Source organism: Acidovorax sp. A79 (assembly GCF_041154505.1).
Lineage (GTDB): Bacteria > Pseudomonadota > Gammaproteobacteria > Burkholderiales > Burkholderiaceae_C > Acidovorax.
The window spans coordinates 1,471,011-1,493,574 of sequence record NZ_AP028672.1; the positions used below are offsets into that span (position 1 = coordinate 1,471,011).

Genomic DNA, 22,564 nt, shown 5'->3' on the forward strand with positions numbered 1-22,564 from the left:
ATATAAAACATAGCAACCAACCCGCAGGCCTGCTACTGCTGCTGGCGCGCGTAGCGGCCGGGCGCCAGCCCGACATGGCGGCTGAACGCCGTGCTGAACGTGCTGGCCGAGCTGTAGCCCACGCGTTCCGCGACCTCATGAAGCCCCACGCCGCCACCGCTGCGCAGCAGGTTCTTGGCCAGCGCCATGCGCCAGGCGAGCAGGTATTCCATGGGCGGCACCCCCACGGCGCGCAGGAAGCGCTCGAAAAAAGTGGACCGTGACAACGCCGCCTCCCGGGCCAGCGCGTCCACCGTCCATGACCGCTCCGGGGCGCTGTGCATCAGGCGCAGGCCCACCGCCACGCGGGCGTCCGCCAGCCCACGCAGCAGCCCGGGGGGCGCACCATCGCGGTTGCTCGATCGCAGGGCCTCGATCAGCAGCACCTCCACCAGGCGGTCCAGCACCAGTTCACGGCCCGGCAGCGCGGCCAGGCACTCTTGCCGCACCAGTTGCACCAGGGTCGGCAGCCGCTCCACGCCGCGCACGTGCAGCATGTCCGGCAGCAGCGACACCAGCAACGCGGCGTCGGGGGAGTCGAACTCGAAGTAGCCGCCCAGCATGCGCATGTCCGGCGGGCCGTCGGGCGTGCCATGGCGCAGCCCATGCTCGCCGTCTGGCGCGGGCATGCGGTGGGGGTCCATGAACACCGGCGCCGCCGGTTGCTCCATGCCCGACAAGGTGAACCCCGGTGTCGCGGGCAAAAGCACGAAGTCGCCCGCTTCCAGCGCCACGGGCTCTTGCCCCGCGAGGGCGAGCACGCACTGTCCCTCCAGCATGGTGCAAAAGCTCGGGCTGCCGAACTCGCCATAGCGCACGGCCCAGGGCCCCGCGCCGCTGATCAGCTTGGAGAAAACGGCGCGCGGCCGCAGCAGAGCGATGACCTGCGCGAGGGGATCGACCACGGTCGGACTCCTGCAAAAGAAAATCAGACTTTAGATTGTAGTTAATCCGACTCCGGCCCGATATCGTTGCACCACTTTCCATCGCAACCCATCCACGGAGTTTCACCATGAAGACCATCCTGATCACCGGCTGCTCGTCCGGCTACGGCCTTGCCACCGCCCGCCACTTCCACGCCCAGGGCTGGAACGTGATCGCCAGCATGCGCACCCCGCGCACCGACCTGCTGCCGCCATCGGACCGCCTGCGCATCCTGCCGCTGGACGTGACCCGGTCCGACAGCATCGCCCAGGCGCTGCAGACCGCAGGCCCCATCGACGTGCTGGTGAACAACGCGGGCCTGGGCCTGTTCGGCGCCTTCGAGGCCACGCCCATGGCCACGGTGCGCGACATCTTCGACACCAACACCTTCGGCACCATGGCGGTGACCCAGGCCGTGCTGCCGCAGATGCGCGACCGGCGCGCGGGCCTGGTGGTCAACGTCACGTCCAGCGCCACCCTGGCACCCATGCCGCTCGTGGCCGCCTACACCGCCAGCAAGACCGCCATCGAGGGGTTCACCGCCTCGCTGGCCTTCGAGCTGGAGGCCTTTGGCGTCCGCGTGAAACTCGTGGAGCCCGGCTATGCGCCCACCACGCAGTTCACCGCCAATGGCGCCGAGCGCATGCAGGGGCTGATCCCGCCCGCCTATGCGCCCTGCGCCCAGTCCGTCTTCGCCGCCCTGGGCCAGCCCGCGGCCGTGACGACCGAGCAGGATGTGGCCGAGGCCGTGTGGGCGGCGGTGAACGATGCGTCAGCGCGGCTGCGCTATGCGGCGGGCGCGGATGCGGTGGCGCTGGCGGGCGCCCACGGCGCAGGCACCTTGGCGCATTGATGCGCTCTGTGGACTCGCAAGCGCGAACCCTCCGGGACGCGCAAGGTCACCGCCCGGTGAACATGAAATACGCCAGCACGCACACCGCCAGCGCCACGATAAGCCTGGCAATCCAGGGGGTGACCAGCCACGCGCCCAGGGCCAAGGCCACACGGCCCCACACATGCGGCGACTGCAGCGCGTTTTGGGGTTCCGCGGGCGAAGCGCCCTGGGCCTGCAGGGGGTAGCCGCAGGACGGGCAGGCGGGCGCCTTCGACGAGACTTCACGCCCGCATTCCGGGCAACGCACAAGGGCCATGGTCTACCTGCCTTCCCGGGACGGCACGCCGATGAGGATCTGGACGCGCCGGTTGAGCTGCCGGCCCTGCGGGTCGTCCCGGCCGTCCGGCGTGGTGTTGGGCGCCACGGGCTGGCGCTTGCCCTGGCCCTGCACAGCGGCCTGCCGGCCCGTCTGGCGGTGCAGTGCACGCGCCACGGCCTCGGCGCGGCGCAGCGACAGGCTGTCGTTGTAGGCGTCAGTGCCTTTGCCATCGGTGTGGCCCACCACCGTGAGCGGCGCCGCCGCATAGCTCTTGATGAGTTCCGCCGCCTTGTCCAGCGAGGACGCCGCGTCCGCGCGCAGGTCGGATTTGTCGAAATCGAACAGCACGTCCGCCGGCAGGTCGATGGAGATGGCCTGCTCGGGCGTGGGCCGGGCCTTGAGCTCCGCCAGCAGGGCGCGCGTCTGCTCCAGCCGCTCCCTGGGCACCTCGGCCTCGCGCAGGATCGTTTGCGGCCCTGCGCTGCGCTGCAGCGTGGTGTCCTGCCGCCGTCCCACCAGCCCGCCCGCGGGCTCCTGCGCGCGCAGCGTGGTCGATGGCGCGCCCGATGCGGGCACCAGCCGCGTGGGCACGGCGCCCAGCGCCCGGCCGCTGCGCACGACCTCCAGCGCATGTGCCGGCCCGCAAGCCGCCAGCGCTACCAGCAGGGCGCAGGCCGGCGCGACGGCGTGCACCCCGGCGGCCGCCAAGCCCGGATGCCGCATCAGCCGCCCTGCAGCGGCAGGTCGACGACCAGCCCCGGCGCCACGATGTTGTCGCCCTGGTTGCCATCGTTGAACACGAGCTTGAGCTTGCGCGCCGACGGCGCCACGGCGCCCATGAACACGAGCTGGCCGTCCAGCGTCTCGCCCTCGCGGATGGTGATGTCACGGTTGTTGTCGGGCCGCTTGATGTGCAAGCGGGCACCGCTCTCATCCTGCAGGTAGGTGTCGGCCAGGGCCAGCATGGTGGTGTCGGTGATGCGGTTGGCGAACGAGATGCTCACGTCGAGCACCGTCGCGTCCGCGCCGATCTCGACCGCCTTGACGCGCACCGTGACGCCCGCGGCGGCCACGCCCTGGATGGACATGGGGACCTTCTTGGGCGTGGCGGCGGCTGGCGCGGCCGCCGGTGCCGGTGCTGGCGCTGCCTGGGTTGCAGGTGCAGTGGGTGCGGGGCCCGCGGCGGGCACGGGCGCGGTCGCTGCAGCCACCTGCGGCTCCGGCGCGCGCTCCTTGCACGCTGCCAGCACAACGGCGGCAGCGGCCACGGCCAGGGCCGCCCCCCTGCGCGATGGCGTCCACACGGGAGTCGTTGAATTCATGGTGTCTGGTGCTCCTGGTTCATCAATCACTGTCCATGGTGGTTGCCGTGGCGCGGTTTGCGAGGTGGCCTGCGGAACGGCGGGTCGGGCGCCACGCATCAGCGAATGCGGATGCTGTTGGTCTGGCCCGCAGCCCCCCCTGCCTTCGGGGGCTGCGGGCAAGCGCCGGTGCGCACGTCATTCGCATTGCGGCCCTGCACGATGACCGTGCGGCCCTCCAGGCGCGCGCCCGATACGTCCACGCTGTTGACGGAGGCCGAGCCATCCGCGGCGCAACGTGTGCCGGACGCGGTATTGCCCGAGACCTCAATGCGGTTGCCCGCGCCCGCGCCGCTGGCAGCGCTGGTGGCAGGCTGCACTGGCGCGGCAGGCCGTGGCACGGGGTTCGCGCGGCCCTGGCGAAGCGGGTCCAGCGGCCCGGCGCGCTCGGGCCCGATGGGCCCCACGGGGCCGACCGGACCCACGGGCCCCACCGGGCCTGCGGCCCGGACCGTGGCACACGCCAGCAGCAACAGCAGCGCGAACAATGATGTGCCGTTCATGGTGGGAAAACCTCGCATCAGGGCGGTGCCTTTCCGGGCGTTCCAGGCAAGCTGCCCCCAGGCACCGCAGCCGGCGCCGGCGCACCCGAGGCCGGGCGGGGCACGGCCGACATGCCCGGCAGGACGGAACCCGGCCGAACGGCCCCCGCCGCCGCGGGCCGCGGGTCACCGCCTTTGTCGGAGCCCTCCCCCGCGGCCTGGCGCTGGATGCGCGCCTCCAGTTCCGATGCGAAGCGCTCGGCCAGGGCCACTTCTTCCACGGCCATTTCCGCGCCCAGTTCGTTGATCACCGACACCACATTGCGGTGGGTGCCGGTGTCGGGCTGGCTCATGCGCTCCAGCAGGCGTGCATAGCCCAGGGCCCGCACGTTGTCCTTGGGAACGCCCTGGCCCTTGCGGTTCATCTCCGTCAGGCGCTGCATCGCGCGCGGATCGCCGCGCACGGCGGCCAGCAGGTACCAGCGGTAGGCCTGGCCCATGTCGCCCAGGCCGGACCGGGGGTTCTGGTACGCATCGCCCACGAACGAAAGCAGCTGCGGGTTCTGCGTGTTCAGGGCTTCGCGCTTCAGGCGCTCGAGCTCGTTGCGGTAGATCGGCCCCTGGCAGCCCAGCTCGGCCACGCCGCGCTCCAGCGCCTCGTTGCACGCTTCGAGGAAACGCGCACCCGCCGTGGCCCCGGGGGCCGCCGCCTGCTGTGCCGGCGCGGGTGCAGGCGGCGGCGGAGCGGCCGGCGGCAGCTGCGCGAAGGCGGGCGCATGCAGGGCAGCCCCCACCACCCAGGGCGCGCAGCGGTAGAACATGCGGGCGCCACGCATCATGTGCCAGCCTTCGTGCCCGCCGGGGTGCCGCCGGGGGCCGGCGCCGCACCGGCCAACGCGGGTGCCTGCGCCGTGTCCCAGGCCATGGGCACACCAAAGAACAGGGGCTCAAAACCCTGCCAGGTCATCACGTCCACGGCGCCCAGGGAGGGGTACCGCTGCGCATACACCTTCTCCAGCGCCTGCCGGGTCTCGTCGTCGTATTTCTGCGTCACCTGCACCGGCTCGCCGTACTTGCGCAGCGTCACCTGGATCAGCCCCAGCTTGAGCTCGGGCGTCAGCCCGTTGTAGGCCGCGCGCATGTTCTCCACCACCACGGGGTCCGGCGTGCCGTTGGGAATGCAGCGCCAGTACGGCGTGTTGGTGGCCTTGCCGATCAGCTCCAGCACGCTCAGATCCACCAGCGTGCGGATGGCCGAATGGCGCCCCTGCAGGTACTTGCCTTCCAGCTTGAAGCCGAAGGCATCGCCGTAAAAGCCCAGGCTGGCGTTGTCCTCGGAGCTGAAGTTGAGCACCTTGACCACGTTGGAGGCCTGCACCTGGGGCACCATCTGCTGCGTGGAGAAACTCACGAGGTTCAGGTCCAGCGCCAGTGCCGAATAAATGGCCGTGCGCTTGATGTCGCCTCCCAGCGTGGTCTTGCCGTTGCCCTTGCCGAACTCGATGCCCGCCGAATTCACGCGCCCCGCGCCCGCGATGGCACGGTCGAACTCCGTGAGCGCCCCCGTGATCAGGAAGTCCGGCATGGTCACGCCAAACTTGGCGCCCAGCTGGGCCTGCGACACCAGGTAGTCCGGGTGGTAGGGCACATAGACCACGCGCGCACCGATGCGGTTGACGGCCGTGCGCACCATCTCGGTGATGTCGCCGGGAATCTCCGCCCCCACGAGCGGGCTGGAGAGGTTGGTGGCATCCAGGATGCTGCGCGTCTGCATGTAGATGACGGGATCACCTTCCTTGTAGACATTGAGCATGCGCCCGAAGCGGCCGAGCGCCAGCGCGTAGGGGCTCAGGTTGGTGACCGGCAGCAGCTTGTCGGCCTCGCGCTCCTGCAGCAGCGTATTGGCGTCCTTGAGGGCGTTTTCCGTGGATGCACAGCCAGCGAGCGTGGCCACTGCCAGCGCCAGCGCTCCCCATCGCAATGTTCTTTTCGTCATGGTTCTTTGTTGTGGTGGTGGTATCAAAAGCCCCGCTCTCCCGGGGCTGCAAGGCAGAAGGCCCGCGGCCGTCAGCGGCCGGAATTGAGGACGGTGATGTTTTCCACGCCCTTGCCTTCCACGTACAGCGTCACGTTGCCGTTCACGTTGCCCTGGATCACGGGGCTGGCGATGCGCAGCGTGCCGTCGGGCGCGCGCTGCACATCGGAATACGTGGAACGGATCACGATGTTCTTTTGCCCGTCGGGCAGCTTCAGCGTGCCGTCGGGCTGCACCAGCGCGCTCTGGTCCACCAGCGTGTTCTGCGAGATGGCGCGGTTCACGCGGGCCTTGGCACTCACCGACGGATAGACCCCGTCGTTGAGCCGCACACCGCTTTGCGCCATGTCCTTGTAGGCGCCCAGCTGTTCGCCGTAGTTCACCAGCTGGGCCTGCGCGCCGGCGCCCATCAGCGCCAGTGCCCCTGCCCCGCACCAAAGGCCCAGGGCGCGCAGCGTGCGCCGATGGGAGTTTTCGTCCAGATTTTTCATTGCGACTCCTTCATCCACTGAAAACCAAAAACGCGCCGCTGCGCACCCGCCAGGCAGCGCCGCCCTACATGCTGAGCAGGTTCACGGCCGGCAGCACCGTGACGGACTGGTTCACCACGCCCGTTGAGGGGATGGCGTACGTGTAGCCGGGATTGGCGGCAAAAGGGGTGTTGCCCGCCACGCCGACCACGCCGGTGATGGCTCCGCCCACATTGCGCACGCTGCCAGAGGTCATGCCCGCCGCCGCGGCCGACATGTTTCCGACGATGGTCACCGCGCCGGTGATCACCCCCTGGTTGACCACCGAGTTGGACACGCCGCCCACGGCCGCATGGCCCTGGTTGCCGGCGATCACGACCGTGCCCGCCATCACGCCGTGGTTCACCAGCGAGTTGACCGTGCCGCCCAGCGTGGCGCTGCCCCGGTTGCCCGCGATCAACACCCGGCCCGAGAGCTGGCCCCGGTTGTCCACGCTGTTGACAGTGCCGCCGCCCGTGGCATTGCCCTGGTTGCCGGTCACCACGACCTGCGCGCCCGCCATGCTGCCGCTGTTGTTCACCCCGTTGACAAGGCCGCCGCCGCTGGCCCGGCCCGTGTTGCCCGCGATCAGGATCTGGCTGCCCTTGATGGAGCCCGATCCCGTGACGCTGTTGACCTTGCTGCTGGCACCCTGCGCACTGGCCTGGTTGCCCAGGATGGTGATGCTCGACGCCGTGATGCTCCCCCCGCCGCGCACGCTGTTGGCCAGCCCGCCGCTGGCCGACCCCGCGTTGCCGATGATGGTGATCTGGCTGCCCGAGATGCGGCCATCGCCCACCACGCTGTTGATCGCCCCGCCATCCCGCGCCGAGCCCTGGTTGCCCAGGATGGTGATGCTGCCGCCCTGCAGCGTGCCCGCGATGTCCACGCTGTTGGCCACCCCCTGCTCGCCCGAGCCCTGGTTGGCGGTCACGGTGACCGACGAGCCGGCCACGCGCCCACGGCCCTGCGCGCGCACGCTGTTGGCCAGCCCGTCCCGGCCGGCGGCGCGGGCGCTGCCCTGGTTGGCCACCACCTGCACCGCGCTGCCCTGCAGCGTCCCGTCGGCCTGCACGCTGTTGGCCAGCGCCGTGCTGCCCTGCTCGGCCTGGGTGGACACCGCCGTGTTGGCGGCCACCAGCGCCTGAACCCCGTCCACGCGGCCACCGGAGCCCTGCGAAAAACTGTTGGCCGCCGCCAGGCCCTCGGTGGCGAACACACGCCCCGCCGTGTTGCCCATCAGCTGCAGGCTGGCCGCGCGCATGTCCCCCAGCACCTGGATGGCGTTGGCATTGGCCTGCCCCACGCCCCTGCCAAACGCGGCAAAGCCGCCCACCGTGCCCTCGCGCCCTTCGCTGCGCACGTCGGCCGCCGTGTTGCCCGCGAGCGTCAGCGTGCTGGCCTCCACGCGGCCCTGGGCGTTGACCGACAGCGCATTGGCGTTGATGCGGCCACCGTCCGCGTTCAGCTGCCGGGCCGTATTGCCCACCACCTGCAGGGTGCTGCGGGCCAGCGCCGTGGCGCCCGAGCCATCCATGTACAGCCCGTTGGCCGCCAGCACGCCATTGGACTTGGTGCCCACGCCCAGTGCCTGCGCGCCACTGCCGGCGGCGCGGATGTCCTCGCCCGTGTTGCCCGCGATGACCACCGGGCTGCCCTGCACCCGCGCGCCACGGTAGGCCGCCAGCGCATTGACCAGGGCGGTGCCTCCGGGCGCGTGCACGCCGCGCGCGGAGTTCCCGGCGATCAGCCAGGGCGACGATGCATCCACCAGCGCATCGTCGTGCAGCACCAGGGCATTGGCGGCGGCCCGCGCGCGGCTCTCGCGCCCGGCCAGCCCCCCCGCGCCGGAGACCGAATCCGCCGCGGTGCTCATGTCGCTGGCCGTGTTGCCGCTCAGCACACCCGCCGCCGACAGGCGCGAGGGCGCGCCCGCGCCGTTTTCCAATGCAATGCTGTTGGCCAGCAGCGCGCCTCCGCGTGCCGTCAGCCGCGATGCGGTGTTGCCCGCCAGCGTCAGCGTCTGCGCATCAAGCTGCGACCCCGTGACCGCCAGCGTGTTCGCCAGCGCGGCCGACTGCTGGCTGGCCGAAAACAGAAGCCCCCCGCCCGCCTGCGCCGCATAGCCGGTGGACCGCACCCCGTCGGCTCGGTTGCCCGCCAGGGTCAGGGCGGTGTCCTGCACGCGGCCCTCGCTCACCATCAGCGTGTTGGCCGCGGCCAGCCCGCCCGAGCCCGTGATGGCCTGGCCGTGGTTCCCGCTGACGGTGACGGCGGCGCGCTCCAGCGTGGACTGGTGGTCCGCCACCACGGTGTTGGCCAGTGCGCGGCCGTTGCGCTCCAGGGCGCCGACGAGGCCACCGCCAATGGTGCCCGAGCCTGCGGCCGTGCGCACCTGGTCGGCCACGTTGCCCGCCAGCAGCACGGTGCCAGCCCGCACGGTCGCGTTGTCCAGCCACAGGCTGTTGGCCGCCGCCCCGCCCCCGGTCGCGACCACATCGCGCGCCTGGTTGCCGCTGAGGCGGTGCACGGGCCCCTCGGCCAGTTCGCCCCGGGTCACGGAGATGGTGTTGGCCAGGGCCGAGGCGGACACCCGCACGTCGGCCAGCGCCCCGCCGAGAATGGATCCTTCACCGCCCCAGGCCTGCACGTTGCGTGCGGTATTGCCCGAAACGCCCGCCTGGTAGCCCGCCGAACCGGCGAGCTTGTGGTCGGAAAAGCTGATGCTGTTGGCCAGGGCGCTGCCGCCCGTCGCGATGACCTGGGCCGCTTCATTGCCCGCCAGGACCAGTTGCGCGCCCTTGAGCTCACTCGACGCCAGGGTGACCGCGTTGGCCGCAGCCACCCCCGTCAGATCCACCTGGGCAATGGTGCCGCGCCCCACGCCGGCGCTGCCGCCGCCTGCGCGCACGTCCTGCGCGCGGTTGCCGGTGTGCAGGATGCGGGTGTCCTCCAGGGTGGACCGGGCCGCGGTGAGCGCATTGGCGAGCGCTGATCCGCCGATGGAGGTGACGCCACGGGCCTCGTTGCCGACCAGCGCCACCTCGGAATTGCGCACGTCGGTCGCATCCAGCAGCACGCTGTTGGCCGTGGCGCGGCCGGGCATCTGCAGCGAACCGGTGCCCAGCAGCACCTCGGACTTGGCGCCGAAGGCCGCGACGTCGGCCGCGCGGTTGCCCTGCACGATCAGGCGGCTCGCCGTGAGCTGCTTCGTACCCGTGGCGCTGGCCGCCAGCACCATGTTGGCGGTGGCGGCACCGCCCAGGGCGTGCACGAAGCCCGTTACCTGGTTGCCCAGCACCTGCACCTGGGACTGGCGCACGTCCATCGCTGCCAGGCCGATGCCGTTGGCCTGCGCGGTGCCCGCCAGGTCCACGCGCATGCCGACATTGGCCAGGGCGGAGCCCTTGCCGCCGGTGGAGATCACCGGTCCCGTGGAGCGGTTGCCGAGCACCTGGATCTGGCTGCCCGCGTCCACCTGCGTGCCGGCACTGTTCTTGTGCCAGCCCACCCCGGCGAGCATGGACTCCTGCGCCTGACCGCGCAGCGGCGCCAGGGCCACGGAAAGACCGAGCAGCCAGAGCGCCGCGGCTTCATGGCGTTGCGTCTTGCGCGTTGTGTGCACTCACAGCCCCTTTTCTGGATGGATAGGGATGGTCGGACGGCTTGCGGTCCGGCCGGCGGTTGCCGGACGGACCCGCGGCACGCCGGTCAGTTGATGTTGACGCTGTTCACGTTGGCCGTGCCGCCGATGGCCTTGATGTCGGTGGCTTCGTTGCCGCTCACGGTGATGTCCGAGTTGCGGATCTTGGAGCCGGTGATGTTGACGCTATTGACGTTGGCCACGCCTTCCATCGAGATCTCGGCCACCTTGATGCCGGCCTTGCCGCCGCCAGCGATGACGTTGGTGGCCTTGTTGTTGGTGACGGTGATGCGGCTGTTGGTCACTTCGGAGCCGGCGGAGCCCTTGCCCGAGATCAGGCCGGGAATCGCGACGTTGCCGCTCTGGGCGAAAGCTGCGCTGCAGGTAAATGCGAGTGCTGCGACGGTGGTAATGGCAAGTTTGCGCATATCAATAATCCTTCGAAGGGTTGAAATTAATTGACGAAGCAGCCGCTTGCGGCCTGCGAACGAATTCTTGAGGCGCGCACCCGTCCACACCGTAAAGAAATGTAGGCCCGGCCCGGGCTGGCATTTTCCGAGTTATCCACAGGTCGTACCTCCCGGGATCCGCGCTCTGAGCCGCACGGGGTTTTGGTATGTAGGACAAGCACTTACTCCGCCAGCGGGTGCATTCCCACATTTGAACGATGCCGCCGCACTTCCATAATCCACCGTAAAAACCAACAAGTCTTTACACTTCAAATCATCATGAAACCCGCAACAACATTCAGAAATCCATACTTTCAAGAAAATGAATGGAATCTCCTGTTTTATTGTCACAAATATGAAATCAATTATCTTTCGTGGCTTTTTGTATATGGGGGCCGTGGGCGCCCTGGCGGCCTGCTCGCCCGCGGCCATCACCTATCCCAGCGATGCGCAGATTTCGGCGGCCCTGGAGACGCAGTTCGCCAGCGACCGCCACAGCGCCGCTGCGCGCGACCTGATCCGCACGCTCGGGGGTGAGAAGGGCAAGCTGCGCTATCAGATCCACCAGGTGATCTACCGCCAGGGCTCGTATGAGGCCCGCTACGACGCGGTGCTGGTGATGGGGCAGCCGGGGACCCAAAGCCTCCTGGGGCTGTACGGCAGCATGATCCCCGAGGCCGAGCGCGCCAAGCTGCCGCAGGCCAGCCTGGAGGCCTATGAAGGCTGGCTCAGGCAGCAGGCCGAAACCCTCCGGAAAACCTCGGCACAGCAGGCGGGTGCGCTGGAGGCGACCCTGGAACTGCTGGGCAAGTGCTACCGGGACCAGCAAGCCGGGGCCGAGGTCACGGTGATGCAGGGCCTGGGGGCGCTGATCTCGCCCGAGCGCAGCGGGCTATACGCTGAAAAGCTGGCGCTGCCGGACACCACGGCGCGCTGCCTCCCCGCCTAGCCGGCCGTGCGTTCGCGCAGCGCGGCCAGGATGTGCCTGGCCGCTTCGCCCGGGCTGCGGTACGCGGTGTCTACCACCAGCTGGTTGTTGTCCGCCGCCCAGGGCACGTAGTCGTGCCGGCACACGGCCTCCCAGAGGGGCGGCACGAGACCGGGTACGTCGCTCACTCGCTGCTCGACCCGCCGGCGGTGCTCGGCGGGATCGCCGCAGACCACCTCCACGGCCAGCATCGGCGCCTGCGCGTCCAGGGCCACGCGGTGCCAGGACGCGCGCGTCTCGGCCCAGGGGTTCACGCAGTCCGCCAGAACGGACAGTCCTTGCGAAAGATGGGTACGCGCCAGGGCATATGCCACCACATAGCCCGCGGCCCCCACGCCACTGCCCCCCAGCGCGCCGCAATCCCGCAGCGCCTGCTCGATGGTGTCGATGCGCAGGTACACCGCCGGCCACTGCCCCAGCAGCGCGCGGGCGATCGTGCTCTTGCCCACGCCCGGCAGCCCGCCGAGCACCACCAGCGCGGGAGCGGCGGGCGAATTCAATCAGTCCACCACCGTGAGCTTGGCCACCGACAGCGCCAGCCACTTGGTGCCATGGCGCGGAAAATTGACCTGCGCGCGCGCGTCGTCGCCCGTGCCTTCGATGGCCAGCACCTTGCCTTCGCCGAACTTGGTGTGGAACACCGCGATGCCCACCCGCAAGCCGTGGGCGGGCGCGGTCTTCTGCACGGGCACCGGCGGGCTGGCGAAGGTCTCGGACTTGAAGCCAAATGAGCCTCTAGCGCTTGACCCATAAGCGCCAGAAGCTCCTGAATTAGGAGCAAATGAGCCAAACCCCTGCTGCTTGGGCGTGATCCACTTGAGCGCGCCCTCGGGCAGTTCGTCAAAGAAGCGGCTCTTGATGTTGTAGCGCGTCTGGCCGTGCAGCATGCGCGTCTGCGAATGGCTCAGGTACAGGCGCTTCCTCGCACGGGTGATGGCCACGTACATCAGGCGGCGCTCTTCCTCCAGTCCGTCGCGCTCGCTGGCGGAGTTTTCGTGCGGGAACAGGCCCTCTTCCATGCCGCCGATGAACACGCCGTCGAACTCCAGGCCCTTGCTGGCGTGCACGGTCATCAGCTGTACCGCGTCCTGCCCGGCCTGGGCCTGGTTGTCGCCCGCTTCCAGCGCGGCGTGCGTGAGGAAGGCGGCCAGGGGCGAGAGGGTTTCGCCGGTGTCCGCGTCCACGATGCCCGGCACGGGCTTGAGCGGTTCGTCGACGACCGGGGCATCGGGATCCAGCCCCTGGCTGACCGCGCTCTGCGTGAGCGGCGTGCCATGCTCGTCCAGCGGCAGGGCCACGGCATCGCGGCCAAACCCCTCCTGCGTGACAAAACTCTCGGCGGCATTGACGAGTTCCTGCAAGTTCTCGATGCGGTCGGCGCCTTCCTTTTCGGTGCGAAAGTGCTCCACCAGCCCCGTGGATTCGAGCATCTGCTCGATGATGCCGCGCAGGTTCAGGCCCTGCGTCTGCTCGCGCAGCACGTCCACCATGGCGACGAAGGCGCCGAGGTTGGCGCCCGCCTTGCCGGGCACGGCGCTCACCGCGTCGTGCAGCGAGCAGCCTGCGGCGCGGGCGGCGTCCTGCAGCACTTCGATGCTGCGCGCACCAATGCCACGCGGTGGAAAGTTGACGACGCGGGTGAAGCTGGTGTCGTCGTGTGGGTTCTCCAAGAGGCGCAGGTAGGCCAGTGCATGCTTGATTTCGGCACGTTCAAAAAAGCGCAGGCCGCCGTACACGCGGTAAGGCACGCTGGCATTGAACAGCGCCGATTCGATCACCCGGCTTTGCGCATTGCTGCGGTAGAGCACGGCGATTTCCTTGCGCTCAAAGCCATCGCTGCGCACCAGCTGCTTGATCTCGTCGACCATCCACTGCGCCTCGGCCAGGTCGGTGCTGGCCTCGTACACGCGCACGGGCTCGCCGGGCCCCTGCGTGGTGCGCAGGTTCTTGCCCAGGCGCCGGCTGTTGTGGCTGATGAGCGTATTGGCCGAGTCGAGGATGTTGCTGTAGCTGCGGTAGTTCTGTTCGAGCTTGATCTGCTGCTGGACATCGAACTCGCGCACGAAGTCGGCCATGTTGCCCACCCGCGCCCCGCGAAAGGCGTAGATGCTCTGGTCGTCGTCGCCCACGGCGATCACGCTGCCGCGCGCCTCGAAGCGCCCGCCAGTGTCTTTGCCCGCCAGCTGCTTGAGCCAGGCGTACTGCAGCTTGTTGGTGTCCTGGAATTCGTCCACCAGGATGTGCGCGAAGCGGCGCTGGTAGTGCTCGCGGATCGGGTCGTTGTCGCGCAGCAGCTCGTAGCTGCGCAGCATCAGCTCGCCAAAGTCCACCACGCCTTCGCGCTGGCATTGTTCTTCGTACAGTTGGTAAATCTCGACCTTCTTGCGGGCGTCGCTGTCGTGCGTGGGCACGTCGCCGGGGCGCATGCCCTCTTCCTTGCAGCCGGCGATGAAGTACGACAGCTGCTTGGGCGGAAAGCGCTCGTCGTCCACGTTGTGCTGCTTGCACAGGCGCTTGATGGCCGAAAGCTGGTCCTGCGTGTCCAGGATCTGGAACGACTGCGGCAGGCCGGCCGCCTTGTGGTGCGCCCGCAGCAGCCGGTTGCACAGGCCGTGGAAGGTGCCGATCCACATGCCGCGCACGTTCACCGGCAGCATGGCCGACAGGCGCGCCACCATTTCCTTGGCGGCCTTGTTGGTGAAGGTGACGGCCAGGATGCCGCCAGGCGTGGCGTAGCCGTTTTGCAGCAGCCAGGCGATGCGCGTGGTGAGCACCCGCGTCTTGCCCGAGCCAGCGCCCGCCAGGATGAGCGCATGCCCCGCCGGCAGGGTGACGGCGGCGAGCTGCTCGGGGTTCAGATGGGCCAGGAGGGGCGACGCAGCCGAGGGCGCATCAAGGGAGGTGGGCGCCAGCACATCTGGCCCCCCCGGGAACGGGTCTTGTGGGAACATCCAGCCATTGTAGAAAGCGCCCCGCCGCCCTCCCATTCTTTTATGAAAAACACTGCCCGCACCCTGGCCAGCCTCGTGGCCCTTGTACTCGCCCATGCACCCGCGGCCACCTGGGCCCAGGCCAGCTGCAGCAGCGACGGCATCCCACGGCCCACCGCCCTCTTCGAGCGCTTCCTCAGCGCGGACTGCGAGGCCTGCTGGACGGACCGCGCGACCCCCGCGCCGACCGCCGGCGCCGGCACGGCGGTGCTGGACTGGATCGTGCCCGGCGCGGCGGGCGAGGATGCACCGCTGGCCGCCGCTGCCGCCCGCGACGCCCTGGTCCGGCTGGAGGCGCTGGGCCGCAAGCCGCCCCGGGCCACCGACGTGCACACCGCTGCGGTACAGGCAGCCCGGCCTGCCGGACTGCGGGTGGCCCACGGCATGCCGTTCAACGACTACCTGGGCACGGCGATCGCGTTCACCCCGGGCCGGACCGCCGCGCCTGGCCCCCTGGAGTTCTACCTGCTGCTCGTGGAGGCCGTGCCAGCGGGAACCGATGGCACGGCCGTGCCCCGGAATATCGTCAGGAACATGCTCCACGGCGCATGGGGCAAGCCCGGCCAGCGGCCGGTGTCGGGATTGGGGCCATCGAAATGGATGGAAACACGGTCCATGCGCATCCCCGAAGGGGCGCAGGCCGAGCGGCTGCGCATGGTGGGCTGGGTGCAGGATGCCCGGGGGACGGTCATCGCCGCGGCGCAATCCACCTGCCGGTGATACCGGTAATACCACCATCGTTATAGGGTGGAACGGACAGGCGGGTAGAATCAATCACCGGGCCCAAGTTTCTTGGCGTCCGGTTTTTTTGTGCCCGCGCACCGCGGGGTTCGGAGCGGCCTGAACGGCCCCGCCCACAAAGCCGGTCCCAAGCCAAGCGCCCACCGCCGCTGAAATTGTTTGGCTGCGTCCCTTTATGGAGCTTGGAATCTCATGGAAATCTTCGACTACGACAACGTTCTCTTGCTGCCGCGCAAGTGCCGGGTGGACAGCCGCTCGGAATGCGACGCCAGCGTGGAACTGGGCGGACGCTCGTTCCGGCTGCCCGTGGTGCCCTCCAACATGAAGACGGTGGTGGATGAAAAGATCTGCACCTGGATGGCACAGAACGGCTACTTCTATGTCATGCACCGCTTCGATCTGGACAATGTCCAGTTCGTCAAGGACATGCGCGCCCAGGGCTGCTACGCCTCGATCTCGCTGGGCGTGAAGCAGCCCGACTACGACACCGTGGACCAGCTGGTGGCACTGGGGCTCACCCCCGAATACATCACCATCGACATCGCGCACGGCCATGCCGACAGCGTGCGGAACATGATCGGCTACCTCAAGCAGCACCTGCCCAAGGCCTTCGTGATCGCCGGCAACGTGGCCACGCCCGAAGCGGTGATCGACCTGGAAAACTGGGGGGCCGATGCCACCAAGGTCGGCGTGGGCCCGGGCAAGGTGTGCATCACCAAGCTCAAGACGGGTTTTGGCACGGGCGGCTGGCAGCTCTCGGCGCTCAAGTGGTGCGCGCGCGTGGCCACCAAGCCCATCATCGCCGACGGGGGCATCCGCAGCCACGGAGACATCGCCAAGAGCATCCGCTTTGGCGCCAGCATGGTGATGATCGGCTCGCTGTTTGCGGGGCATGAGGAATCGCCGGGCCAGACCGTCGAGGTGGACGGCGCGCTGTACAAGGAATACTACGGTTCCGCGAGCGACTTCAACAAGGGCGAGTACAAGCACGTCGAAGGCAAGCGCATCCTGGAGCCCGTCAAGGGAAAGCTGGCCAGCACCCTGATCGAAATGGAGCAGGACGTGCAAAGCTCCATCAGCTACGCGGGCGGCAAGAAGCTGATGGACATCCGCAAGGTGAACTACGTGATCCTGGGCGGCGACAACGCAGGCGAGCACCTGCTGATGTAGCACGGGCGGCCGGCACGGCAGCGCCGGCCCCTTGCGCCGCCACGGCACATGCAGATGGCGCAGCCCAGGCCAGCGGGCGCCACCCCAGCGCGAAGCCCGAGGGGCGGGAAACACGGGCAGCGCCGCAGGGGATTGCCCCCACTTCAGGCGCGCAGCAGGTTTTGCGCCATGTGGTGCAGGTCATGCCCCGGCCTGGCCAGGCAATCCACGATGCTGAAATGGTGCAGGCCCGGCAGTGCCTGGCTGCGGGGGACGAAATGGCTGCCCCAGGCGTCCTGCATGAGCTGGTTCTGCCGCAGGAACTCCGTACTTTCATCGGCCCCCACCACGCAGTAGAGCGTGCCCGCCGGCGGCTCCAGGAGCCGCGCGGGGCTGCACTGAAGGACCTGCTGCTCCGTCAGGTTCAGCACCGACTGGTACATGGGGGTGTGCATGATGGGCTCCAGATCGTGGATCCCGGAAATCGACAGCGCATTGCGCACCAGCCCATCGGGCAGCCCCTGGCCGACCAGGGGCCACACGCCGGTAAGCAGCATGGCGGCCAGCTGCCCTCCCGCCGAGTGCCCGGCCACCGTGATGCGCCGGGGGTCCCCGCCGTGGCTGGCGATGTGGCGCCACACCCATTCCAGTGCCTTCTCCATCTGCCGCACGATATGGGGAATGGTGACCGGCGCCTCCGGCGTGCCGGGGCACAGCGCGTAGTTCACCACCACCACACAGAAACCGGCCTGCGTGAAGGACGGGGCAATGAACGAATGATCGGACTTGTCCAGCGAGCGCCAGTACCCGCCGTGCACGAACACCAGCACGGGAACACCGTCATCCGAGGCACGTGCGGACGGGAAAATATCCAGCGCCTCTCCCGTCCCGGTACCGTACGCCACGTCCAGCACGCACGGGTGGCTCGTCCGCACCCGGGCGGAATCGTCGGCCCAGCGCTGCAGATAGGCCATGTGGTCGGGCACCAGCGCGCGGTTGTTGTACATGCGCTCGAGCCAGGCGGGGTCGTGCAGGGGCAGGCTCATGGATGAAGTCTCCTGTGGCGGTGCGGCATCATCATTCCAATCCGACCATGCTGCAAGCTCCGTGACAGGGTGACGCACCAAAAAGGCACATGATGCACAGAGAGACAACCTTCCTGGGTGAATGACGCCATGACCACCACACCGCTTCGCATTGCAGTCCTCGGCATCGGAATGATGGGCCTGCCCATCGCGCGGCGCCTGAAGGACGCTGGACATCAGGTGCACGCATGGAACCGCACCCGCGCCAAGGCGGAGCCCCTGGCTGCATCCGGCATCACCGTGCATTCCCTGGCCGCCGATGCCGTCCAGAACGCCGACGTGGTGGTCAGCCTGCTTGAAAACGGCCCCGTGGTCGGCCAGGTGCTTTTCGAGGCCGGCGCAGCCAAGGCCATGCGCAAGGGCGCGCTGTTCATCGACATGGCCTCCATCCAGCCCCGCGAGGCCCGGGACCATGCCGCTCGCCTGGGCGAAATGGGGCTGTCCCACCTGGATGCGCCGGTGTCCGGCGGAACCGTGGGTGCGGAAAACGGCACGCTCGCCATCCTGGTCGGCGGTCGCCCCGAGGATTTTGCGCGGGCCCAGCCCCTCTTCGCCGCCTGCGGCCGCGCCACCCACGTCGGACCGCATGGCGCTGGCCAGCTCACCAAGCTGGCCAACCAGATGATCGTGGGCATCACCATTGGCGCGGTGGCGGAGGCGCTGCTGTTCGCCGCCAAGGGCGGGGCCGACATGGCCAAGGTGCGCGAGGCCATCCAGGGAGGCTTCGCCGACAGCCGCATCCTGCAACTCCACGGCCAGCGCATGGTGGAGCGCGACTTTGCCCCGCGCGGCCGCATGGCGGTGCAGCTCAAGGACATGCGCAACGCCCTGGCCACCGCCGGCGAGATCGGCTTCGATGCCCCCATCACGGCCCTCTTCGAGACCCTCTATGCCGAAGGCGTCGAGCATGGCCTGGGTGAACTGGACCACAGCGGCCTTTTTGTGGAACTCGCAAGCCGCAATGCGATGCAATAATTTTTTGCGGCGCTTGCCAACTCGCAGAAAATTGGTGCATAATTCGAGGCTCTGCAGCAATGCAGACAGATTAACAAGTTTGGGTTCTTAGCTCAGTTGGTAGAGCAGCGGACTCTTAATCCGTAGGTCGAGTGTTCGAGTCACTCAGGACCCACCAAACTAAGCCGCAAGGCTAAAAAAGCCGCAGCTATCGAAATGGTAGCAGCGGCTTTTTTCATTGGCTCGTTGTGATTCGATGAGGCGCATTGCAGGCCCCTTGTCCAGGTGTTCAACGCTGCACGCCGCGCCTGCGGCGGTTCGGTTGCATTGCACGCCAACACGTCGGCAGCTCTGGGCCAGGGCATCGAAAACGCACCCAAGACGGCGTGGAACATCTCCGCATCCGAAAACGGCGGATGCCGCCACGCCGCACCACAAGCAAAAACCCCGCAGGGTTTTTTGGCTTGGCTGCGGCTTTTGCGAGTCAGGTCGTTAGAGGCTCTTGCGGCGCAGGGCCGCGAAGCTGGCTAGCGCCATCAGGCCCGCCATGATTGCCAAGCCCCATTCAGACAGGGAGGGAATTGCCGCAGGGGCCGCTGCAGCTGACCAGGCCAATGTGACAGGGCCGGCGGTGGAAGACGAAGCATCCGTGAGTCCGCCAATGCATGTGTCCGCCGCACCACTGGGTGCGACACCCGTGGTGATACAGGGCACATTGTGCAGAGCCGATGCGGCTACCCCAAACACCAACATGCCGGAGAAACGGTCATTGACGATATGGGGTGCGGACCCGGTCAACCAGCGCTGGACAAAAAACGAGGCCCCTACGATGGCGCCACTGGGGTCCGTTGTCGCCAGTATCTGGACGATGCGTGCCGACGGGTCGATGTTTGAATATGCGTTGATCCCATCGCTAAAGTTGAACGAGGTGACCAACGGAGTTATGTCCGTGTTGATCAAGCTGCCAGGCAACGGGCTGGCTGTTCTGAACGAACCGGATGGCGGTGCCGACAGCACGTAGTTTTGGCACGGGCCAGCGCCGCAAGGTGCGGTGAAATCCACTTTCGTCGGATAGGGGCCGGTGGGCGTGGCGGTATAGACCATGGCTTGCGCACTGGCCCAGCCTGTGGCGCAAAGAACCCAAATGGCCACGAGCCAATTTCGGACGTTGGTTTGCATGTCTCTGTTCTCCCCCGAAGTAGTGCCGTCGATCATACGTGCGCGCCCTAATAAAAGCGGTTGCCGTGCTCTTGGGCAGCCGCCCATCCCCCGCCCCCCCCATTGCAGCATGGCTCGGATACGCCCTCGTCTCCCGTGTTGAAGCAGCCGTCAGCCAGGGTCCCCTTGCGGGTCATCCACTTGCACCCGCGAGTGCGGGGTCATCTGCAATGCGCGGCCCGGCAACTGCCGGGTTTGCACCATCTGGATGCGGGGGGTGTTGGGCCGCGTTCGGCTCTTGTTTGCGAGCCATAGAGGCTCCGCATGATTGAGGCGATTGGGTACCAACGCCAAGCTGGCGCCCCAGAGCTTTCTCATGGCACCAGCGTACGCTGAGTGGCGTGTTGCCTCATCGCGTGCGCGGGCCGTCAAGCCCATGCAGACCCACAACCTCTCCCACCAGGGCAGGCGCCTATCGGCATCTGTTCAAAGCCGCTCGAAGCTCCCGGTCACGGTTTCATCCCCAGTCGATGACCCAGCGCACGCAAAGGCGCCGTGATCCGCCAGGACAGACTGCTCTTGATCATCTCGATCTCAGGCTGAGGCTGAGGCTGAGCGTAGCAATGGGCGTTGACCCTGAACAACACGTTTTTCAGCAAGCTCAGCCGGGCTTCAGGGTCTTGAAGGCGTTCCCACCATTGCTCCAGTTCAGCCGCCCGGTCGGCAGGGGACAAGCTGCGGCGGGTCATCGATGAAAAATGGAGGCTGGTGGGCCATTTCACAGAGGAATAGCGCAAACCCGGCTGACCCAGCATTTGCAGCCAGAAGTGAAGATCAGTACTAATGCTGAGGGGCGCAGGGGTCCAGCCGACAGGCAGCGCATGGTAGGCGCGGCGGGTATGCGCTGCGGACGCCAAGCCAAAGCCACCGGCGGAGGCTCGCATGCGCTCAATCTGCTGGCCATCCTGGAAAGCATCAAAAGGCCATGTCGCGGTCTCGCCTGCCGGCGATACGTCGATCTGCATGGTGTGGACCAGGTCATGGTCTTCAAGTGCCGCCGCCAGGATGTCAAGATGGTCTGGAAGCCACAGGTCGTCATCGGATTGGTAGGCGACAAAACGGCCTCGCGCCTCCTGCAAGGCCCGGTGCCTGTGCGCTTCGCCGTGCCGCGCCCCCTTGGGGTTGTCAAAGTAGCGAATCCGGGGATCGCGCTCCGCCAAGGACTGGGCAATGGAGCGGGTGCGCTCAGGCGCACCGTCACCCACAATGAACACTTCAAAGCTCTGGCAGGTCTGCCACTGCACACTGGCGACCGAATGCCACAGCGTGTCCGCGTGGTCGTGGGTTGGAATCACGACCGTGAATAGCGGGTCGCTCATTCGGGCAGTCCTGCCAGCGCCCGCAGCGACGCGATGCGCTCCACCACCATCAAGCCCTCCGCCGCGCTGCTCTTGGGGGGTGGACCACGATGGCAAAGATAGTCCAGGAACGCCGTCAGTTCCCGCAAAAGGGGCATGGCGGTGTCCACGGAACGCAGCTCGGTGCCGGGCACGGGTCCGTCGGAGAGGCAACTCGAAGTGCGCTGCACGGCGACATGGGCGTCGTAGGCGTCGCTGAGCGATGCAATGCCGTCACGACAGCGCAGTTCGATGGTCCGCCGATGGGAAGGAGAGCGCACGCCGATTTCAAACTGCATCCACGGGTGACTGCGATCCTTCAGACCCAGCACGCCCGAGAGCGCGACCAGGCCCTCTGCGCTGGTTTCCGCCCAGGCCGCGGCGGGCTCGGGCAAGTCGCCCAGGATTTCGATGGCGATACTGAGATCATGTGGAAGCAGAATCCAGTCCGCGCTCACATCTGCATGGGGATTGCCCCATCCGAGGCGGGTGGTCTTCAGTCCCAGCACCGGGCCCAGTTCTTCGGACCGCGCCAGCGCGGCCAGTGCGAGCACGCCCCCGTGATAGCGCCACTTGTCCATGATGAAGATCCGGTCACCCGCCAGCTGGGCGATGGCCTTTGCCTCCGCAGCGCTGGACGTGAACGGTTTTTCGCAGAACACCGGCTTGCCGGAGGGCACCAGTTGGCGAAGGAAGGCGGCGTGCTGGGCGGTGGGCACGGCCACCACATACCCGTCGACCTCAGGGAGATCTTCCAGGGAGGATGCCACCACGTCAGCATTGCCTTCGCATGCACGGGCCCGGCTGGCCTCTCCCACCGCCAGCACCGCCACGTAGGCCCCCAGTTGCTTGAGATCACGCAGAATCAATCGCCCCCAGCGGCCACACCCCAGAAGTCCTATCCTCACCATGATTTGTCCTTGCTGCCGCGCAACTCCTCCAGCAATCCGTCGAGGGACGTTGCGGCCTGATCCCTTGGGGACAGTACCGGGGCACTGACCGGCCAGTCCAGCCCCAGGCCAGGGTCATCCCAGCGGCAGCCAAGCTCATCCGTCACGGGATCCCAGTAGTGGGTGACGCTGTACAGCATGTCCGCAGCTTCCGGAAAGTAAAAGCCGTGCGCGACCCCCGTAGGAATGCTGACCATGGTGGGTTCGGCACCGGTCAGCTCGATCACCGTGCTCTGCCGGAAATGGTCGGTGCCCTCGCGCAGGTCGATCAGGCCCAGCAGCATGGTGCCCGTCAGCACCAGCAAATGGTCGGTGTGCCGCACGTGCACATGAACCCCTCGCAAGACGTTGGGCCGGGATTTGACATGGTTCCATTGCAACGGCAGGCTGCCCGGGTGCCACTCGTTGCGGAAGACTTCCGTCAGCGTTCCGCGCTCGTCTTTTCTGGGATGCAGTCGCCTGACCTGGACTCCCGGGATATCTTCAACCCGGCCCAATAGATGTTGTTCCATTTTGATCCACGACTTTGAGCGAATTGGCCACGAAAAGGCCTTGT

At 67.7% G+C, this 22,564-nt stretch carries 22 protein-coding genes and 1 tRNA gene; 6 read left to right on the forward strand and 17 right to left on the reverse strand.

Features of this window, described 5'->3' with window-relative positions:
- Positions 1 to 32: 32 nt before the first annotated feature.
- Positions 33 to 944 (reverse strand): AraC family transcriptional regulator, encoded by a 912-nt coding sequence (locus ACAM51_RS06605; protein WP_218295685.1) that lies wholly within the window; start codon positions 942 to 944, stop codon positions 33 to 35.
- Between the two features lie 107 nt (positions 945 to 1,051).
- Between ACAM51_RS06605 and ACAM51_RS06610 the strand changes: the two genes are divergently transcribed.
- A complete protein-coding gene (locus ACAM51_RS06610; protein ID WP_369643060.1) occupies positions 1,052 to 1,816 on the forward strand; it encodes an SDR family oxidoreductase in 765 nt (254 codons plus the stop codon).
- Positions 1,817 to 1,862: 46 nt separating this feature from the next.
- On the opposite strand, the gene ACAM51_RS06615 is transcribed toward ACAM51_RS06610, so the two are convergent.
- From ACAM51_RS06615 to ACAM51_RS06655, 9 genes are all read right to left on the reverse strand, one after another.
- Positions 1,863 to 2,114: a zinc ribbon domain-containing protein gene (locus tag ACAM51_RS06615; protein WP_218295687.1), complete on the reverse strand. Its 252-nt coding sequence runs from the start codon at positions 2,112 to 2,114 to the stop codon at positions 1,863 to 1,865.
- A gap of 3 nt (positions 2,115 to 2,117) precedes the next feature.
- Complete coding sequence (locus ACAM51_RS06620; protein ID WP_369643061.1) at positions 2,118 to 2,840, reverse strand: OmpA family protein; 723 nt, start codon at positions 2,838 to 2,840, stop codon at positions 2,118 to 2,120.
- The gene (locus ACAM51_RS06625) at positions 2,840 to 3,439 is read right to left on the reverse strand and encodes a hypothetical protein (RefSeq protein WP_218340036.1); all 600 of its coding nucleotides are present in this window, start codon (positions 3,437 to 3,439) and stop codon (positions 2,840 to 2,842) included. Before ACAM51_RS06625 ends, ACAM51_RS06620 begins: the two co-directional genes overlap by 1 nt.
- A 98-nt stretch (positions 3,440 to 3,537) precedes the next feature.
- The gene (locus ACAM51_RS06630; protein WP_369643062.1) at positions 3,538 to 3,981 is read right to left on the reverse strand and encodes a hypothetical protein; all 444 of its coding nucleotides are present in this window, start codon (positions 3,979 to 3,981) and stop codon (positions 3,538 to 3,540) included.
- Positions 3,982 to 3,998: 17 nt separating this feature from the next.
- The gene (locus tag ACAM51_RS06635; RefSeq protein WP_255591089.1) at positions 3,999 to 4,799 is read right to left on the reverse strand and encodes a sel1 repeat family protein; all 801 of its coding nucleotides are present in this window, start codon (positions 4,797 to 4,799) and stop codon (positions 3,999 to 4,001) included.
- A complete protein-coding gene (locus tag ACAM51_RS06640) occupies positions 4,796 to 5,956 on the reverse strand; it encodes a hypothetical protein (RefSeq protein WP_369643063.1) in 1,161 nt (386 codons plus the stop codon). The genes ACAM51_RS06635 and ACAM51_RS06640 overlap by 4 nt, the downstream gene beginning before the upstream one ends.
- A 71-nt stretch (positions 5,957 to 6,027) precedes the next feature.
- Entirely contained in the window at positions 6,028 to 6,486 is a 459-nt protein-coding gene (locus ACAM51_RS06645) for a hypothetical protein (RefSeq protein ID WP_218295691.1), read from the reverse strand.
- Between the two features lie 64 nt (positions 6,487 to 6,550).
- A complete protein-coding gene (locus ACAM51_RS06650) occupies positions 6,551 to 10,129 on the reverse strand; it encodes a beta strand repeat-containing protein (protein WP_369643064.1) in 3,579 nt (1,192 codons plus the stop codon).
- An 86-nt stretch (positions 10,130 to 10,215) separates the two neighbouring features.
- Positions 10,216 to 10,575, reverse strand: coding sequence for a hypothetical protein (locus tag ACAM51_RS06655; protein ID WP_218295692.1), 360 nt, complete (start codon positions 10,573 to 10,575; stop codon positions 10,216 to 10,218).
- Between the two features lie 376 nt (positions 10,576 to 10,951).
- On the opposite strand from ACAM51_RS06655, the gene ACAM51_RS06660 reads away from it, so the two are divergent.
- On the forward strand, positions 10,952 to 11,545 hold the full coding sequence (locus tag ACAM51_RS06660; RefSeq protein WP_255594735.1) for a hypothetical protein: 594 nt from the start codon (positions 10,952 to 10,954) through the stop codon (positions 11,543 to 11,545).
- On the opposite strand, the gene ACAM51_RS06665 is transcribed toward ACAM51_RS06660, so the two are convergent.
- Both ACAM51_RS06665 and ACAM51_RS06670 read right to left on the reverse strand, forming a co-directional pair.
- Positions 11,542 to 12,084 (reverse strand): AAA family ATPase, encoded by a 543-nt coding sequence (locus tag ACAM51_RS06665; RefSeq protein WP_369643065.1) that lies wholly within the window; start codon positions 12,082 to 12,084, stop codon positions 11,542 to 11,544. The genes ACAM51_RS06660 and ACAM51_RS06665 overlap by 4 nt on opposite strands.
- Positions 12,085 to 14,535 carry a UvrD-helicase domain-containing protein gene (locus tag ACAM51_RS06670; protein ID WP_369643066.1) on the reverse strand — a complete coding sequence of 817 codons (2,451 nt, stop codon included), beginning with the start codon at positions 14,533 to 14,535 and terminating at the stop codon, positions 12,085 to 12,087.
- A gap of 42 nt (positions 14,536 to 14,577) precedes the next feature.
- Here ACAM51_RS06670 and ACAM51_RS06675 point away from each other — a divergent pair, with 42 nt between their 5' ends.
- Both ACAM51_RS06675 and ACAM51_RS06680 read left to right on the forward strand, forming a co-directional pair.
- Positions 14,578 to 15,294 carry a hypothetical protein gene (locus tag ACAM51_RS06675; RefSeq protein WP_369643067.1) on the forward strand — a complete coding sequence of 239 codons (717 nt, stop codon included), beginning with the start codon at positions 14,578 to 14,580 and terminating at the stop codon, positions 15,292 to 15,294.
- A 213-nt stretch (positions 15,295 to 15,507) separates the two neighbouring features.
- Entirely contained in the window at positions 15,508 to 16,485 is a 978-nt protein-coding gene (locus tag ACAM51_RS06680; RefSeq protein WP_369643068.1) for a GMP reductase, read from the forward strand.
- A 143-nt stretch (positions 16,486 to 16,628) separates the two neighbouring features.
- Here the strand turns inward: ACAM51_RS06680 and ACAM51_RS06685 are convergent, their stop codons facing one another.
- Complete coding sequence (locus tag ACAM51_RS06685) at positions 16,629 to 17,510, reverse strand: alpha/beta hydrolase (protein ID WP_218295697.1); 882 nt, start codon at positions 17,508 to 17,510, stop codon at positions 16,629 to 16,631.
- Positions 17,511 to 17,639: 129 nt separating this feature from the next.
- Between ACAM51_RS06685 and ACAM51_RS06690 the strand changes: the two genes are divergently transcribed.
- Together ACAM51_RS06690 and ACAM51_RS06695 are read left to right on the forward strand one after the other, a co-directional pair.
- Positions 17,640 to 18,524: an NAD(P)-dependent oxidoreductase gene (locus ACAM51_RS06690; protein ID WP_369643069.1), complete on the forward strand. Its 885-nt coding sequence runs from the start codon at positions 17,640 to 17,642 to the stop codon at positions 18,522 to 18,524.
- 81 nt (positions 18,525 to 18,605) lie between these two features.
- Positions 18,606 to 18,681, forward strand: a tRNA-Lys gene (locus ACAM51_RS06695).
- A 314-nt stretch (positions 18,682 to 18,995) separates the two neighbouring features.
- On the opposite strand, the gene ACAM51_RS06700 is transcribed toward ACAM51_RS06695, so the two are convergent.
- The 4 genes from ACAM51_RS06700 to ACAM51_RS06715 all read right to left on the reverse strand — a co-directional run bounded on the left by ACAM51_RS06700 (position 18,996) and on the right by ACAM51_RS06715 (position 22,520).
- Positions 18,996 to 19,682 carry an IPTL-CTERM sorting domain-containing protein gene (locus tag ACAM51_RS06700; protein ID WP_369643070.1) on the reverse strand — a complete coding sequence of 229 codons (687 nt, stop codon included), beginning with the start codon at positions 19,680 to 19,682 and terminating at the stop codon, positions 18,996 to 18,998.
- A 488-nt stretch (positions 19,683 to 20,170) separates the two neighbouring features.
- Positions 20,171 to 21,040, reverse strand: a complete 870-nt coding sequence (locus tag ACAM51_RS06705) for a glycosyltransferase family 2 protein (RefSeq protein ID WP_369643071.1) — start codon at positions 21,038 to 21,040, stop codon at positions 20,171 to 20,173.
- Entirely contained in the window at positions 21,037 to 21,969 is a 933-nt protein-coding gene (locus ACAM51_RS06710; protein ID WP_369643072.1) for a Gfo/Idh/MocA family protein, read from the reverse strand. Before ACAM51_RS06710 ends, ACAM51_RS06705 begins: the two co-directional genes overlap by 4 nt.
- On the reverse strand, positions 21,963 to 22,520 hold the full coding sequence (locus ACAM51_RS06715) for a dTDP-4-dehydrorhamnose 3,5-epimerase family protein (protein ID WP_218295703.1): 558 nt from the start codon (positions 22,518 to 22,520) through the stop codon (positions 21,963 to 21,965). The genes ACAM51_RS06710 and ACAM51_RS06715 overlap by 7 nt, the downstream gene beginning before the upstream one ends.
- Positions 22,521 to 22,564 lie beyond the last annotated feature (44 nt).